This is a genomic window from Paenibacillus sp. J2L1-98 (genome assembly GCF_056269405.1).
In genome coordinates, this window is the sequence record NZ_JBWDNW010000002.1 from 221,625 (window position 1) to 235,823 (window position 14,199).

Sequence of the window (14,199 nt, forward strand, 5' to 3'; positions counted from 1 at the left end):
CTTATACCTCCATTATGAACAGTTCCGGTTGACCCAGAAGTGTTTTGATGTAATTCATAAAGTTTTGAGCCGTTGCACCGTCGATAAGGCGGTGATCAAAGCTGAGTGAAAGTGCCATTACAGGAGCAGCGACGATTTCGCCGTTACGAACGATCGCTTTCTCCGAAATTCTTCCAGTTCCAAGAATCGCAACCTCAGGGAAGTTGATGACTGGAGTGAAGAACATTCCGCCAGCAGAACCGATATTAGAAATCGTAATGGTACTGCCTTTCAATTCGTTCGCAGCAAGCTTGCCGTCACGTCCGCGGACAGCTAGATCGCGAATCGAATCCGCAATTTTGAACAGATTTTTACGATCGGCATCTTCGATAACAGGAACGATTAGACCGTTATCTGTGTCTGTAGCGATACCGATATTGTAGTATTTGCGCAGAACGATTTCTTGACTTGCTTCGTCCAGCGTTGCGTTCATGATCGGGAACTCACGGCAAGCTGCCACAAGCGCTTTGACGATGAACGGCAGGTACGTAAGCTTGGAGCCTTTTTTCTCGGCGTAAGGCTTATATTTAGAACGGAGTGCAACAAGCTCAGTTACGTCAACCTCATCCATAATGGTAACGTGCGGCGCTGTGTAAACCGATTTCGACATTGCATTTGCGATAATTTTGCGAATACCTTTGAAAGGTACGCGCTCTTCAGGACGGTATGGCGATCCAGAAACGATCTGTGCAGGTTTCGCTTCGCCAGCCCCTTTAGACTCGACCGCCGCATTGCTTTGTTGCTCAGCTGCAGGAGCAGCTGTTTCCGCAGCAGCAGCAGCTGCAGGCGCTCCGCCAAAGCCATTAACGTCATCACGAGTGATGCGTCCGTTTTTGCCAGTGCCGCCAACTTGAGCGAGGTCTACGCCTTTCTCACGCGCGAATTTGCGAACGCTAGGCGTTGCAAGTACAGGGCCGCCAGCTGCTTTTGGAGCCGCTGCTGGCGCTGCCGCTTGCGCTGCAGGCGCCTCAACTGCTGGTGCAGCTGCCGCTGGTGCTTCAGCTTTAGGCGCTTCAGCAGCAGGTGCTGCTTGCTCCGGCAAATCGCCTTCCGCGTCGATCAACGCAACAATCTCGCCAACGTGACACACTTGGCCGTCTTTTACGAGCACTTCAAGTACTTTACCGTTAACTGGGCAAGGTACTTCCACGATCGCTTTGTCGTTTTGAACTTCCATAATAATATCATCATCTGTAACCGTGTCGCCGACTTTGATATGCACTTTAATAATTTCGCCTTCGTGCAATCCTTCGCCGAGCTCCGGGAAACGATATTCGAATTTAGCCACCGATTGTAACCTCCTTTAAAAATTCAGAACTTTTTGAACGGCTGCAGAGATACGCGCTACCGAAGGAAGCCACGCATCCTCAATTAGAGCAAATGGATATACAGTATCCGGTCCAGCAACGCGCAGGACTGGGGCTTCTAGGTGCAAGATTGCTTTTTCATTGATTTGTGCAATGACTTCCGCTGCAACGCCGGAAGTTTTTTGAGCTTCTTGAACTATGATCGCACGGTTCGTTTTTTGGATCGAAGCAACAATTGTATCGATATCAAGCGGAAGCAGCGTACGAAGATCGATAACCTCTGCTTTTACGCCTGTTTTCTCCAGTTCTTCTGCTGCCTTAACAGCCGTATGAACCATAAGACCGTATGCAAGGATCGTTACATCAGTACCTTCGCGAACAACTTTCGCTTTGCCGATCTCAACCGTGTATTCGCCTTCCGGCACTTCAGCCTTGAACGCACGGTACAAATTCAAATGCTCCATGAAGAACACAGGGTCGTTGTCGCGGATTGCGGAAATCATCAAGCCCTTTGCATCGTATGGATTTGAAGGAATGATTACTTTGATACCCGGCGTTTGAATAGCAAGGCCTTCAAGGGAGTCCGTATGCAGCTCGGCCGCTTTAACGCCGCCGCCAAACGGCGTACGGAATACGATCGGCGAGTTGTAGCGTCCGCCGGAGCGGTAGCGCATACGCGCAGCTTGGACAAACATTTGGTCAAGCGCTTCGTATATAAAGCCTACAAATTGAATTTCGGCGATCGGACGGAAGCCCTGCAGACCCATCCCGACTGCCAAACCTCCGATTGCCGATTCGGCAAGAGGCGTATCGAATATGCGATCTTCACCAAACTCTTCCTGCAAACCTTCTGTCACACGGAATACTCCGCCGACCTTACCTACGTCCTCACCGAAGATGACAACGTTCGAATCGCGTTTAAGTTCTACGCGCATCGCATCGCGAATTGCTTCCAACATATTCATTTGAGCCATGATCGTCTGTTCCTCCTCTACTATTGAAAATCGGCCTTTTGCTCTTCCAGTTGTTGCGGTGTTGTTTCAAACATCGAATCGATCAAGCCTGCTACAGTCATTTTCTCAACTGCTTCGGCTTTTTTGATGTGTTCTGTTACCGTCGCTTTCGCTTCGTCTTTCACGCGGTTTGTATCTTCTTCCGACCACAAACCTTTTTTCTCCAAATATTTTCCGAAACGAACGAGCGGATCTTTAAGCGCCCATTCCGCTTCTTCGTCTTTTGTCCGGTATTTTGTCGCGTCATCCGCTAATGAATGCGGACGGAAGCGGTATGTGATAAGCTCGATCAATGTTGCGCCTTCGCCGTTGCGGCCGCGTTCTGCAGCTTCTTGTACCGCTTTAATAACCGCAAGCACGTCCATCCCGTCTACCTGCACGCCCTTGATTCCAGCAGCAACAGCTTTGTGGGCAACGGAAAGAGCAGCTGTTTGTTTCGCATAAGGTGTCGTGATCGCATAGCCGTTATTTTGAACAACGTAAATGACAGGAAGCTTGAAAGCACCTGCAAAGTTCATGCCTTCATAGAAATCGCCTTCAGACGAACCGCCGTCGCCAGTATACGTAATTGCTACGCGCTTTTCGTTCTTTTTCTTAAATGCCATTGCAACGCCGGTTGCATGCAAAATTTGCGCGCCGATAATAATTTGCGGCATAAGCACGTGTACGTCCTGCGGAATTTGTCCGCCATGCTGGTGACCGCGTGAATATAGGAAAGCCTGATACAGCGGCAAGCCGTGCCATACTAGCTGCGGCATATCACGGTAGCCCGGGCAAATGAAATCATCTTTGTTTAGTGCATATTCGCTGCCGACCATCGATGCTTCTTGACCGGAAACCGGAGCGTAGAAGCCGAGTCTGCCTTGACGTCCAAGATTAACAGCGCGCTCATCCCACGTACGGGTAAATACCATGCGGTACATAACTTCTTTTAATTGATCATCGGACAATGCCGGCACTAAATCCGGATTAACAACTTCTCCGTCGAGTGACAAGACAGATAGCGGTGTTACCGGTTCCGTTTGAACTTCGTATGGCAATTTGCTCATTTTGAACGCTCACCTCAATCGAAATATTTGAAAATCGTTTACCTCTGTTATAGAATTATTATAAACCTGTTTAACTAAAATGGTCAAAGCAAAAAACAAAAAAACCGTTGTTTTTTCGCTGATTCTCATCATTCTTTTAAGAAATTGTATATGCTACAGCGTTATTTTTTTAGTATAACAGCATAATACAACAGCACAGAAATAGATGCGATTCCCATGATTACCTTTCTATTGTTTACCCACATCAGAACCATTCCATTCAATAAACCAATCCGTTAGGAGAGAAAGAAATGACAGATGAACGATATTTAAAGAGAACGATTGTAAAAGAAACGGTGCCAAGCCGTTATTTGCCGGAGCAATCGCGCAATTTGCGGATCTTTTTGCCGCCCGGCTATAATGAAGTGCTTAGTTACCCTGTCGTATATTGCCAGGATGGCGAGGACTTTTTCAATTTCGGCCGGATTGCGACTACCGCTACCCGTCTGATTTTGGATGAGGGACTTGAGCCATTCATTATCGTAGGTGTCGACGTCGACAAAAAGCTGCGCACGGAGGAATATGCGCCTGACGGCAACCGACATCAAGCATATATTCGTTTTTTTGCAGAAGAGCTGATTCCGTTCGTTGAGGAACGTTATGCCGTAAGACAAGAGCCTGAACACCGGTTACTGGCTGGCGATTCACTTGGCGGATCGGTTTCTCTGCATTTGGCGCTGTCCTATCCCCATCTCTTTACCCGAGTCATGTCCTTATCCGGTGCTTTTTATAGCTCATCGCAAAATATTATATCTGAAGCCGGCGACCTTAGCTGGTTGTCGATTTACATGATTGTCGGCCTGCAGGAGGATGCCTATGAAACCGATCGCGGCGTATTCGACTTCGTCGCTTTGAACCGCAATGCGAGGGCGCTCCTCGCGCTGAAGCAAGCAGACATCTTCTACGAAGAGAAGGATGGCAAGCATCAGTGGGGCTTTTGGCAGAAGGAGCTCGATCAAGCGCTCGCCTATTTTATCGAGGTTGAATAATATGAAAAAAGAAGCTGTCCAGCTGGCTCCACGAGGAACCTTGGACAGCTTCTTTACTCTTATCGGCTTGTTTAAACCAGTTTCAAATCAGCCCGAACCCGCTTCAGCAGCTCCTTGCAGCCACTTTCCACCAGCTCATAGACGAAGGAGAAATTGCCGTCATAATAAGGATCAGGCACATCGGCCATTCCTTTGTCCGGCAGAAGCTCCATAAAGGTGAATAGTCGCGTTCGCTCCCCTTCTCCCTGCGCCTTGCTCAGCAGCTTGCGTACATCGCGCAAATTGTTCGTATCCATGCAAACAATATAATCGAAAGCTTCGAAGTCACCCGCAGTCACTAATCGAGCCTTCATGCCTTGATATGAAATAAGGTGCTGATCCAATTGCTTCCGGGTTCCCTCATGCGGCGGATGGCCCAAATGCCAGTCGCCGGTTCCTGCAGAATCAACCTCGATGCGATCTGACAAATGCGCTAGCTCCACTTGATGGCGCATAACCGCTTCTGCCATCGGGGACCGGCAAATATTACCGAGACAAACGAACAAAATACGAGCTTTCATTAGTTTCCTCTTTTCTGCTGTTCTTGAGCCGTATCGATTTGAAGGGAACGGCGCGGCAGCTTCCATTTGAAATAAACGGACAGCATCCGGAAGCTGATGATAACGACGAATAAAAACAATAGCTCCAAGGTCGATTTAATCCAGCCGAGTCCGATGACAAGACCCGCAAGCATCGCCCATACCGCATAAATTTCATCCTTGAGCACTAGCGGCTTGCGTCCAGCCAGCACATCGCGGATAATTCCGCCGCCAATTCCCGTCAGCATGGCTGCAACGAGGACAGCACTAAGCGGATGCTTCATTTGTGTCGCATAAAGCGCCCCCTGAATGGCAAAGGCGGATAAGCCGATCGCATCAAAAAAAGCTTCGCTCCGCCGCCACCGCTGAATCCAGACGACCGGCAGCAAAAAGGCAATCGTCATCGCGATCATCGCTATTTTCAGCAGGTAGCCCTGACTCCAGAGCGTCGTTACCGGCATGCCGATCAAGAGATTGCGCACGACGCCTCCGCCGAACGCCGTAACCAAGCCAAGCACGAATACGCCTAATATATCGTACTCTTCCTCCATGGCAACAATCGCTCCGCTGACTGCGAAAGCTATCGTACCGATAATACTGAAAATCCCAAAAATGTCCATACTCACTGCAATAACTCCTCGCTTCCCGTCCATGAGCCGACACTTTTCGTCGGTACTTCCTTCACCATTTTAGCTGGGAGCATGTCGTTTCGCAACGACAAATTTCGCGGTTTTTTTACCTGATTAAGAAAGTTACCCGGATACCTCTAGTTTTTATAGAACACTGGGCATTATACTTGAGATTATTGAAACAGACTCCCCTTATTGAGAAAGGATAATACGTTATGCAGCCTCGCATCGTTATTTGCACGGGCGGCCAGCTAGGCGCTTGGGCTTTAGCACATATAAATGCCGATGATATGCTCATTGGAGCAGATAGCGGCGCCCGATATCTAATCTCGCAGGGATTACAACCAGATATCGCAATCGGCGATTTCGATTCCGTGTCTGAGGATGAGCTGCTTGTCATTCGTAAAAGAAGCGGTCAAACGATCTCCTGCGATCCTATCGACAAAAACTACACGGATACTGAAATGGCCGTGCGGCTCGCACTTGATTTGCAGCCTCGTGAAATCGTAATTCTCGGCGCTCTGGGAACCAGGTTTGATCATTCACTTGCGAATGTTCACCTGCTCGCGCTTGCGGCCAAGCAGCAGGTTCGCGCAACAATATTTGATGCTCATAACAAAATTTCGCTCGTGACCGACCAAGCGACCATCGAGCAGCAAAGCTACCCTAATGTTTCTTTGCTTCCGCTTTCGATGCGGGTAGAAGGCATTACGCTGACCGGCTTCCAATATCCGCTTAACGATGAGGAATTAACGATTGGCCAATCGCTTGGCATTAGCAATGTATTGCTTGCCCCTACCGGAAAGATTGAAATACGCGAGGGCTTATTGCTGGTCATCCAAAGCCGCGATTAGTTTGTTACAGCTTCAATAGCAGAAACAGCCGGGGTAATTGTACCTGGGCTGTTTCTTATTTTTTATAAGGAGCTTTACATACAGCAGCTAATAAAGATCTTTCTCCGGCGTAACAATCGTCAGACCTTCCACATGCTTGCGATTCATCAGCTTGCGGGCTTTTCTATTTTCCTTTGATTCAAATACGATATCCAAATCATACTGATCATCCGGATATAGCTCTGTTTTGGCAATATACAGCTTGATCCTTTTACGGTTAAAGGTAAGCTTCCGGCCCTGCACCTGGACAATAACGTTTCCTCGTTCATCCGCAGGGCGATACACGACACCCATTCTCTTTAACGGGTAGATCCATACGGCATCACCTTTTTCAAACGGCTTAGCTGCGGTTTTGACTGCTTTCACTTCTTCCTCAGCTTTTGCGGCACCGCCAGCATCTGGCCCTAGATCTAAGTTTAATGCTAATGACAGCTCATGACCGTCCATTCTATTGGCTTGAAGATCCGTTACGAATTCATTTGAAGGATGATCCTTCTTCCGCTCTAACAGCTGCTCCGCTCGCAGCATGACTTCTTCCGGCAAGCCAAAGCGCCTAGCGATCGCAAATGCATGACTATCTCCCGCTTCCCCTATCTCTAAACGATAAAGAGGCTTTAATGTTTCCGCGTCAAACGCCATTCTTCCGTTTTGGCAGCCTGCTGTGCGGGCGGCAAAAGCTTTGATTTCATTATAGTGTGTCGTAGCCGCCGCCAATGCCCCTCGCTTCAGCAGCTGCTCTAATAACGCGATTGAAAGCGCGATGCCTTCTGTAGGATCGGTGCCTGCTGCCAATTCATCCAGCAGAAGCAGCGCTCTAGGGCCGGCAGATTGAAGCATGTGCTTGAGTACCGTTATATGAGAGGAGAACGTACTGAGCGATTGTTCCAAGCTTTGGCCGTCGCCAACATCCGCGATTACATGCTCAAACACGCCGATCTCGCTGCCCTTCCCGGCTGGCACAAGCAGTCCTGATTGCACCATTAGAACAAACAAGCCAATAATCTTCAAAGTCACTGTTTTGCCTCCGGTATTCGGACCCGTAATAATTAGTTGTTTCCAGCCATAGCCAAGTTCAACATGCAGCGGTACGCTGTTTGGCCCGAGTAAAGGATGGAGAGCGCCTACGAGGCGAATGACCGGCTGCTCTGACAGCTTGATTTTGTTACCATCATAAGAACGGGACAGCTTCGCACGTGCGGTAATGAAATCGAACGAGGCCATCGCCTCCACGTTTCGGTTCAGCTCGATGGAAAACGATCCCGCAAGCTCGGACAATCGGGCCAATATAACGGTGCGTTCCCGCTCCTCCGCGGCCTTCCATTGCTGAAGCTCTACTTGAAGCTCTGCTGCATCGGCGGGCTCGACGAACAAGGTCTGCCCGCTTGCGGATTCATCCCAGACGGTTCCAGGCACTTGTTTGCGCAGTTCCCTTTTCACGGCGATTACAAATCTGCCGCGCCGCTTGCTGATAACCGGCTCCTGCAGAGAAGATCGATATTTGTTCAACGCTTGCTCCATTTTCTTTTGAATTTTATCTTCACTAGCGTAAATATGTCTGCGAATGTAGGCAAGATCGGCGCTTGCTTGATCCGTAATCAGCCCATACCGGATACAGCGGTTCAACTCCTCCCTAAGCGCAGGACAATCATACATTGATTCGGCATATGCCGCGATCGTAGGCGCAATATGGCGCTTACTGTTCATATACTTTTTCATCTGCATAACAGACATTAGCCATACAGACAATTGTTCAAGCTCCTGCTCGGTATAAATTCTCCCTTTACCGAGCAGCGCCAGGAACGGATCGATTCCCTCCATTGCGGATAACGGGATGCTTGCGCCGCTCACCAGCAATTCGGCAGCCTCCGCCGTTTCCTGCAGCCAGGATTCAACTTGACGATAATTCGTGCTGGGAACAAGCCGCTCTGCTAGCAACCGGCCGGCAGGCGATACGGTAAAGCTCACAACAACAGCCTTTATTTTGTCAAATTCCAACCTTCTCCATGATGCTTCATTCATCTTTACAGCCTCCTCTGATTTTGGGTATAAAAAAAGACAGGAACAGAACGCGGGCGCGTTCCATTCCTGTCTTAATCGACACATGCTCCAATACCGTTTTCATATTAACGTGACTCGTTAATATGAAAACGGATATAAAAAAACCGTGCTGCGAGAGCACGGTGATTGGGCCGCTGTCGAATAGCTTCAGGCGGAAATCCTCATGTCCATAACTCTTGGCGTCAGATCACGAAATAAAGCCTTGCCGCTCGGCGCATTGGCACCGGACTTGACCGCAAGACCATCGTTCATCTGACCATATCCAATTTATGAGTTAAGGACACCAGCAAACATTAAAATTTCCCCTTTTAGCCTTGATATGGATAATTTAAAGGTTACTTCATTAATGTACAAAAAAGACAAGCGTATTGTCAAGCATTGTTCACGCTATCAGTTATGCTTAAATATTTATCCTCATGCCTGTATAGGCAAATCCAAGCTGCTCCGGCAGCTCGTAATCTTTTCTAAGATCGATATCATGCGACATATGCGTGAGAATAGTCCGCTTTGGTCCCCATTTCTTAACCAGCTCGATCGCTTCAAGCACATCATAGACGGAACGTGTTTCATAAGGAAACGGTTCATGATAAAAGCTGGTTCCCAGCACAAGCAAGTCAAGGTTAGCCAGCGGCTGCTGCTGCTGCTCCGTCAAATCAATGGAATCGGAACAATATACCCATTTGTGTCCCGTTTCTAAATGCTCGAAGCGGAATGCGTAAGAATAACCGTTTTTGCCATGATTGACGCGCCAGCTGGAAACAAGCCATTTGCCTAGCGTGATCGGCTGATCGAATGATTGGAAATGAATATGCTGGCTTAGCCATGGGAAACGGTCTAAAATCGCTTGAATTACTTCCGACGGAGCAAAAGCTTGGCCTTTCGTCTTAAGCCAGCGGCAAGCATCCGCCCATTCAACCAATCCGCCGATATGGTCGAAATGCGCGTGAGTAATCAGCAGCGTATCTACCGTCCGCAAACCTGCGGCTTCTAATTGCTTTGCGAAGTCCGTCCCGCAATCGATCCAAATCGTACCTGCATCCTGATCTTCGATTTGCACGGATGATCTTAGACGCCGATTGACACCCGTATCCCTAGCTTCCATGCATACGCCGCAGTCGCAATATATTCGTGGCACACTCATGGAATCCCCGGTTCCTCTAAAGGTTAGTCTTGTCATAGCGGCAGCAGCTCCAGTGTCTCCGATGCGCGAATCTTCTCCATCATGCGGATCCATTCCACCGGCTTATTCGGGAGCGCTGAATAATAGCCCTCTATAAATTCAGCAACTAGAGAAGCGTCGATTGATGATTGCTCCTCGTCCTGCGGCAGGAAGCATAAATCCAGCTCTGCCACTGCTTGTCCTTCATGATCCCATGACGGATGAACATAATTTAATTGAATGCGCTTGTAGCCGATATGAGACAGCACCTCGCGGCGAACGTAAGGATTCATCGGCGATACGCCGCCGAACGCATGCTCTTCGGCACGATATGGATCATATACTTCAGCAAATATGCCAATCGGCGTTGTCTCTGATTGTGCAGCGAGCTTTTGCAAATCCCGCTCCCGGTTGCGAAGAAGAAAACGCCCGATACCAAGAGAAGGCTTGCCTATAATTGTGAAGTCAGTCATGGCTACCCGCAGTTCAGGGTAATAGCGGTATTCAGTTGAACCGACCACTTCCCCTTCATGAATGGCCACATATACATGAATTTCAGGATCCTCAAGCGGCTCCCGCCACAATTCGTAAGCAAGCACTTCCTCCGGCGGGAAAATCGTTTGAAGAAGCTTATGTAAAGGACCAAAATAACGGTCGTCAATCGAAGTAATACGATGATAAATGAGCATAAGAGCTAATCTCCTTTATTTGAATGGATTGCGCCACTCCATGATAGCTGCGCAGTTATTCGACTGCTCGTCTTCTAAATAATGATGGGCAACACCTACGGGCATACGGCCGCACCTTAGCAAAAATGTAATGACGGGATCTTTCCATTCGCCTTCCAGCACCTTATCCAAATAATCCTCAGGCGTAATCTCATGCGCATGCGCGCCATAACCAGGCATTCGTCCTCCGCCAAGCAAATTACGGAGGCCCAGCTGCACAACCGTTTCATACATCGTCTGCATAAGCCACTTGCCAATGCCAGACTTACGATAAGCCGGAATAACACAAATATCTACAACGTAAAGCGTATCTCCATTAACATTATGATTGCGAATATATCCGCCGCCGGTAATGGTTTCCCAGTCATGCGAATGACTATAATCATTCATATCGACTATAAGACCGGTCATCGAGCCAATGATGCGGCCGTCCGCTTCCGCACACAGGGCTCCTTCTGGAAAACGTGAAACATGCTCGGTCAGCTGATCCGTATTCCACCAAAGCTCCTCCGGGAAAGGCGGGGGAAAGCTTACCCGCTGTACGTCAATCAAAGCCTCGAAATCTGCTATATTATAATTGCGTATGACGGTTTTTTTCGGCTTTCCGTCAACAATCAAGTACAGCTCTTTGCGCATCGCCGCCCGCCTTTCTGAAAAGTTCCTGCCTTTATGAATGTTATTTCCAATCCGGATACAAATCAGTGCGGCGATCGCGCCAGGTCGTGACCGAGCCCTTCGCTCTCACATCCTCCAGCAGCGCCAAATCAAGATCGGCAACAACGAGCATATCATCGTTAATGATCCCTTCGCTCAATATGCCTGCCGGAGGAAAAGGAATATCATTCGGAGCAATGATCGCTGCCTGACCAAAGTTCGCACGCATAAGATCCACTTTACGCAGAGAGCCTACTGTCCCTGTTGTCACAATATACACTTGATTTTCAACGGCCCTGGCATGACAGCAGTATCTGACGCGATAGAACCCGTGCCGGTCATCCGTGCAGGAAGGGCAGAAAATAACGTCCGCCCCTTTCGCGCGGGCCATCCGTACAATCTCCGGAAATTCGATATCGTAGCAGGTCAACATCGCAATCTTTCCGAATGCGGTGTCGAACACCTCGATCGTCTCACCTGGCGACATGCTCCAGCCTTCTACCTCGGAAGGCGTAAGATGGATTTTGTGCTGAACGTCGATTTTGCCATCAGGATGAAAGAGATGCGCGGCATTGCGAAGTTTGCCGTCTGTATCCTTAATAACATGGGTGCCTCCGACTATGTATACAGCATATTCTTCTGCCAGCGAGCGAAATAATTGCAAGTAGTCCTCAGTAAAATCGGGCAGCCGCTCAATAGGAAGCGCTACGCCCTGCCCATCGCCAATCGACATTAATTGCGTTGTCATAAACTCGGGAAACAAAATGAATTGCACCCCGTATTCCTGGGCATTCCGCACATAATGCGTCACTTGCTCGGCGAATTGCTCAAACGAGCCAATATCAGCAAGCTTATATTGTACTGCTGCCGTACGAAACTTCATTTGCCTAAGCCTCCATTACTAACCGTTATTATTTCCGCTGCTTGAACTGCAGGGTGATCGTCGTGCCTAAATCAGGCAAGCTAAATACATCGACCTTTCCCTCATGCAAATCAACGATTCGTTTGGCTATAGACAATCCGAGCCCTACGCCGCCGGTTGCGCGGCTTCTAGCGCCATCTACACGGTAAAAGCGCTCGAACAGATGCGGAATTTCATTTTCCGGTATGCCCATTCCTTTATCCTTGACCTCGATTTTGACGATATGTCTTACAAGAGAAATCGTCACATCAATCGGCTCTTTCGAATATTTAATCGCATTGTCCAGCAAAATGACCAAAAGCTGCCTGATTTTATCTTTGTCGCCAACCATTCGAACGACCTTGGACATCGCTTTCACCCTGATCGGACGCCCGAAGGTTGTTTGCAGCATCGTTGCTAGTTCATCTACGACCTGGACGACATCGAACAGCTCCTGACGCAGCCAATCCTCTTGCTCGGCCTCGGCAAGCATAAGCATCGATTTCGTTAAATTTTGCAAACGGTTGGCTTCCTTATCGATGGCCTCGATGGCTTCATTGCGCAAGCTCTCGTCATCGCGTCCCCATCGCTTCAGCATCCCGGCATAGCTGCTGATGACCGTAAGCGGCGTTTTTAGTTCATGAGAGGCATCCGCTACGAACTGCTTCTGCTTGGCAAACGTGCGGTCAAGACGCTCAATCATCTGATTAAAAGCGCGAACAAGCTGTAACAGCTCTGCGGATTCTTCGCGGCTGTTCAGCTCGATTTGTCTGAGTTTGCCGCTCCGGTCAATTTCCCGCATCGTATTAACCATCTGCTGAATAGGGGCCGTTAATCTGGAAGTAAACCAATACGTACCAAATATAGCGAACAAAATAGCTCCTCCGCTCGTCACGCTAAGCGCGGCAACCAGCACCTGCAAATAATTGTCCAGCTCGTCCAATATTCGATTAACTTCAAGCATCGCGATAACGCGATTCCCGTCATAAAGCGGTACGCGCATAAAGATAATACGCTCTCCGCCCTTCGTAATCATCCCTGTGTGATGATGTGCCTCGAAGGCAGCTGGCAGCTCCTGAAGCAGCTCGTTCGAGCCCGTAATATTAACGACCCTGTTATTAGGCGCTATAATGCGAATCATTTCGTTTACGTTGTAATACTCATTGAGCAGCTCCGGATAATTCAGTCCTCGACCACTCTGAATTCGGGGATTCTCAAGCATGAGATTCACCTTATTCGCAATAACCTCTTCTTCGCTTTCCGTTGTAATTTTGATCACGTAAAAGTAAACGAAAATATTAAACAGAATCAAAATGAAGATTAACCAAAATATAGTAAAAAGCGTAAACCGTTTGCGCAGTGTCATGCGTCCGGCTCCTTTATCATATAGCCTACTCCGCGTACTGTATGAATAAGCTTATGGCGGTAGCCCTTGTCCAGCTTCTGGCGCAAATAGCGGATATAAACATCAACCAGATTCGTTTCGCCGATAAAATCATAGCCCCAAACTTCTGATAAAATATCCTCGCGCGATTTTTCATCATTTTTGTTTTCTACAAGATAAACAAGCAGCTCAAATTCACGCGGCGTCAGCTCGATTAATATATCTTTCCGGTAGACTTTGCGCGTGCGCAGCTCAATCGTCAGATCGCCTACTTTTATCATGTCAGAACCTTCAGCTTCACGCGGATACTGCTGGAATATGCGCAATATGTTTCGCACGCGTGCAAGCAGCTCTTCCATCGCAAAAGGCTTCGTAATATAATCATTGGCGCCGTGCTCGAAGCCGCTAACCTTATCCGGCACGGTATCGCGTGCAGTCAATAATATAATCGGAACCGGATTGCCTGCTTGGCGCAGCAATCTCAGCACTTCAATGCCGCTCATCCCAGGCAGCATAACGTCAAGCAAAACCAGTTCCCAATCTCCTGTAGAAGCCATTTCATAACCGGTGCGGCCGTCGGCGGCCGTACCTACCGTATAGCCCTCATGCTCCAGTTCAAGCTGCAAAATCCGGGAAATGCCCGCTTCATCTTCTACGACAAGAATGCGTTCTTTCATCTTAGAGGTTCACCTGCTTCCAGTTGTAAATATTCCCTTCTGTTTAAGGAATAACGACGTTCTTTACGCGAGAACGAATAAATTTATCATAATGAAGACGTT

14 protein-coding genes are annotated in these 14,199 nt (G+C 48.5%); 2 read left to right on the forward strand and 12 right to left on the reverse strand.

All coding sequences use genetic code 11. From position 1 onward, the window contains the following. Position 1: 1 nt before the first annotated feature. Genes AC0YNZ_RS05715 through pdhA form a run of 3 tightly spaced genes read right to left on the reverse strand, consistent with a single transcriptional unit; the run spans position 2 to position 3,408 of the window. The gene (locus AC0YNZ_RS05715; RefSeq protein ID WP_475825715.1) at positions 2–1,327 is read right to left on the reverse strand and encodes a dihydrolipoamide acetyltransferase family protein; all 1,326 of its coding nucleotides are present in this window, start codon (positions 1,325–1,327) and stop codon (positions 2–4) included. Between the two features lie 15 nt (positions 1,328–1,342). Next, positions 1,343–2,320: an alpha-ketoacid dehydrogenase subunit beta gene (locus AC0YNZ_RS05720; protein WP_475825716.1), complete on the reverse strand. Its 978-nt coding sequence runs from the start codon at positions 2,318–2,320 to the stop codon at positions 1,343–1,345. A gap of 20 nt (positions 2,321–2,340) precedes the next feature. Further along, entirely contained in the window at positions 2,341–3,408 is a 1,068-nt protein-coding gene (gene pdhA, locus AC0YNZ_RS05725) for a pyruvate dehydrogenase (acetyl-transferring) E1 component subunit alpha (RefSeq protein WP_475825717.1), read from the reverse strand. Positions 3,409–3,698: 290 nt separating this feature from the next. On the opposite strand from pdhA, the gene AC0YNZ_RS05730 reads away from it, so the two are divergent. After that, the gene (locus tag AC0YNZ_RS05730; protein WP_475825718.1) at positions 3,699–4,436 is read left to right on the forward strand and encodes an alpha/beta hydrolase; all 738 of its coding nucleotides are present in this window, start codon (positions 3,699–3,701) and stop codon (positions 4,434–4,436) included. Positions 4,437–4,507: 71 nt separating this feature from the next. Here the strand turns inward: AC0YNZ_RS05730 and AC0YNZ_RS05735 are convergent, their stop codons facing one another. Both AC0YNZ_RS05735 and AC0YNZ_RS05740 read right to left on the reverse strand, forming a co-directional pair. Then, positions 4,508–4,996 carry a low molecular weight protein-tyrosine-phosphatase gene (locus tag AC0YNZ_RS05735; RefSeq protein WP_475825719.1) on the reverse strand — a complete coding sequence of 163 codons (489 nt, stop codon included), beginning with the start codon at positions 4,994–4,996 and terminating at the stop codon, positions 4,508–4,510. After that, positions 4,996–5,634 carry a trimeric intracellular cation channel family protein gene (locus tag AC0YNZ_RS05740; RefSeq protein ID WP_475826150.1) on the reverse strand — a complete coding sequence of 213 codons (639 nt, stop codon included), beginning with the start codon at positions 5,632–5,634 and terminating at the stop codon, positions 4,996–4,998. The genes AC0YNZ_RS05735 and AC0YNZ_RS05740 overlap by 1 nt, the downstream gene beginning before the upstream one ends. 224 nt (positions 5,635–5,858) lie before the next feature. Here AC0YNZ_RS05740 and AC0YNZ_RS05745 point away from each other — a divergent pair, with 224 nt between their 5' ends. Beyond that, complete coding sequence (locus AC0YNZ_RS05745; protein WP_475825720.1) at positions 5,859–6,497, forward strand: thiamine diphosphokinase; 639 nt, start codon at positions 5,859–5,861, stop codon at positions 6,495–6,497. 87 nt (positions 6,498–6,584) lie between these two features. Here AC0YNZ_RS05745 and AC0YNZ_RS05750 read toward each other — a convergent pair whose 3' ends face one another. From AC0YNZ_RS05750 to AC0YNZ_RS05780, 7 genes are all read right to left on the reverse strand, one after another. Then, the gene (locus tag AC0YNZ_RS05750) at positions 6,585–8,555 is read right to left on the reverse strand and encodes an endonuclease MutS2 (protein WP_475825721.1); all 1,971 of its coding nucleotides are present in this window, start codon (positions 8,553–8,555) and stop codon (positions 6,585–6,587) included. A gap of 439 nt (positions 8,556–8,994) precedes the next feature. Then, positions 8,995–9,771: an MBL fold metallo-hydrolase gene (locus tag AC0YNZ_RS05755; RefSeq protein ID WP_475825722.1), complete on the reverse strand. Its 777-nt coding sequence runs from the start codon at positions 9,769–9,771 to the stop codon at positions 8,995–8,997. Then, positions 9,768–10,442, reverse strand: a complete 675-nt coding sequence (locus AC0YNZ_RS05760; protein ID WP_475825723.1) for a GNAT family N-acetyltransferase — start codon at positions 10,440–10,442, stop codon at positions 9,768–9,770. Before AC0YNZ_RS05760 ends, AC0YNZ_RS05755 begins: the two co-directional genes overlap by 4 nt. A 15-nt stretch (positions 10,443–10,457) precedes the next feature. After that, entirely contained in the window at positions 10,458–11,117 is a 660-nt protein-coding gene (locus AC0YNZ_RS05765; protein ID WP_475825724.1) for a GNAT family N-acetyltransferase, read from the reverse strand. A 40-nt stretch (positions 11,118–11,157) separates the two neighbouring features. Further along, on the reverse strand, positions 11,158–12,018 hold the full coding sequence (locus AC0YNZ_RS05770; RefSeq protein ID WP_475825725.1) for a carbon-nitrogen hydrolase family protein: 861 nt from the start codon (positions 12,016–12,018) through the stop codon (positions 11,158–11,160). A gap of 28 nt (positions 12,019–12,046) precedes the next feature. Then, positions 12,047–13,402: an ATP-binding protein gene (locus tag AC0YNZ_RS05775; protein ID WP_110772990.1), complete on the reverse strand. Its 1,356-nt coding sequence runs from the start codon at positions 13,400–13,402 to the stop codon at positions 12,047–12,049. Then, positions 13,399–14,097 (reverse strand): response regulator transcription factor, encoded by a 699-nt coding sequence (locus tag AC0YNZ_RS05780; protein ID WP_475825726.1) that lies wholly within the window; start codon positions 14,095–14,097, stop codon positions 13,399–13,401. Before AC0YNZ_RS05780 ends, AC0YNZ_RS05775 begins: the two co-directional genes overlap by 4 nt. Positions 14,098–14,199 lie beyond the last annotated feature (102 nt).

What these genes read in the sequence shown, in the direction of transcription:
- AC0YNZ_RS05720 (WP_475825716.1), bottom strand. Translation starts at nt 2,320, where the DNA reads ATGGCTCAAATGAATATGTTGGAAGCAATTCGCGATGCGATGCGCGTA.
- pdhA (WP_475825717.1), bottom strand. Translation starts at nt 3,408, where the DNA reads ATGAGCAAATTGCCATACGAAGTTCAAACGGAACCGGTAACACCGCTA.
- AC0YNZ_RS05730 (WP_475825718.1), top strand. Translation starts at nt 3,699, where the DNA reads ATGACAGATGAACGATATTTAAAGAGAACGATTGTAAAAGAAACGGTG.
- AC0YNZ_RS05735 (WP_475825719.1), bottom strand. Translation starts at nt 4,996, where the DNA reads ATGAAAGCTCGTATTTTGTTCGTTTGTCTCGGTAATATTTGCCGGTCC.
- AC0YNZ_RS05740 (WP_475826150.1), bottom strand. Translation starts at nt 5,634, where the DNA reads ATGGACATTTTTGGGATTTTCAGTATTATCGGTACGATAGCTTTCGCA.
- AC0YNZ_RS05745 (WP_475825720.1), top strand. Translation starts at nt 5,859, where the DNA reads ATGCAGCCTCGCATCGTTATTTGCACGGGCGGCCAGCTAGGCGCTTGG.
- AC0YNZ_RS05750 (WP_475825721.1), bottom strand. Translation starts at nt 8,555, where the DNA reads ATGAATGAAGCATCATGGAGAAGGTTGGAATTTGACAAAATAAAGGCT.
- AC0YNZ_RS05755 (WP_475825722.1), bottom strand. Translation starts at nt 9,771, where the DNA reads ATGACAAGACTAACCTTTAGAGGAACCGGGGATTCCATGAGTGTGCCA.
- AC0YNZ_RS05760 (WP_475825723.1), bottom strand. Translation starts at nt 10,442, where the DNA reads ATGCTCATTTATCATCGTATTACTTCGATTGACGACCGTTATTTTGGT.
- AC0YNZ_RS05765 (WP_475825724.1), bottom strand. Translation starts at nt 11,117, where the DNA reads ATGCGCAAAGAGCTGTACTTGATTGTTGACGGAAAGCCGAAAAAAACC.
- AC0YNZ_RS05770 (WP_475825725.1), bottom strand. Translation starts at nt 12,018, where the DNA reads ATGAAGTTTCGTACGGCAGCAGTACAATATAAGCTTGCTGATATTGGC.
- AC0YNZ_RS05775 (WP_110772990.1), bottom strand. Translation starts at nt 13,402, where the DNA reads ATGACACTGCGCAAACGGTTTACGCTTTTTACTATATTTTGGTTAATC.
- AC0YNZ_RS05780 (WP_475825726.1), bottom strand. Translation starts at nt 14,097, where the DNA reads ATGAAAGAACGCATTCTTGTCGTAGAAGATGAAGCGGGCATTTCCCGG.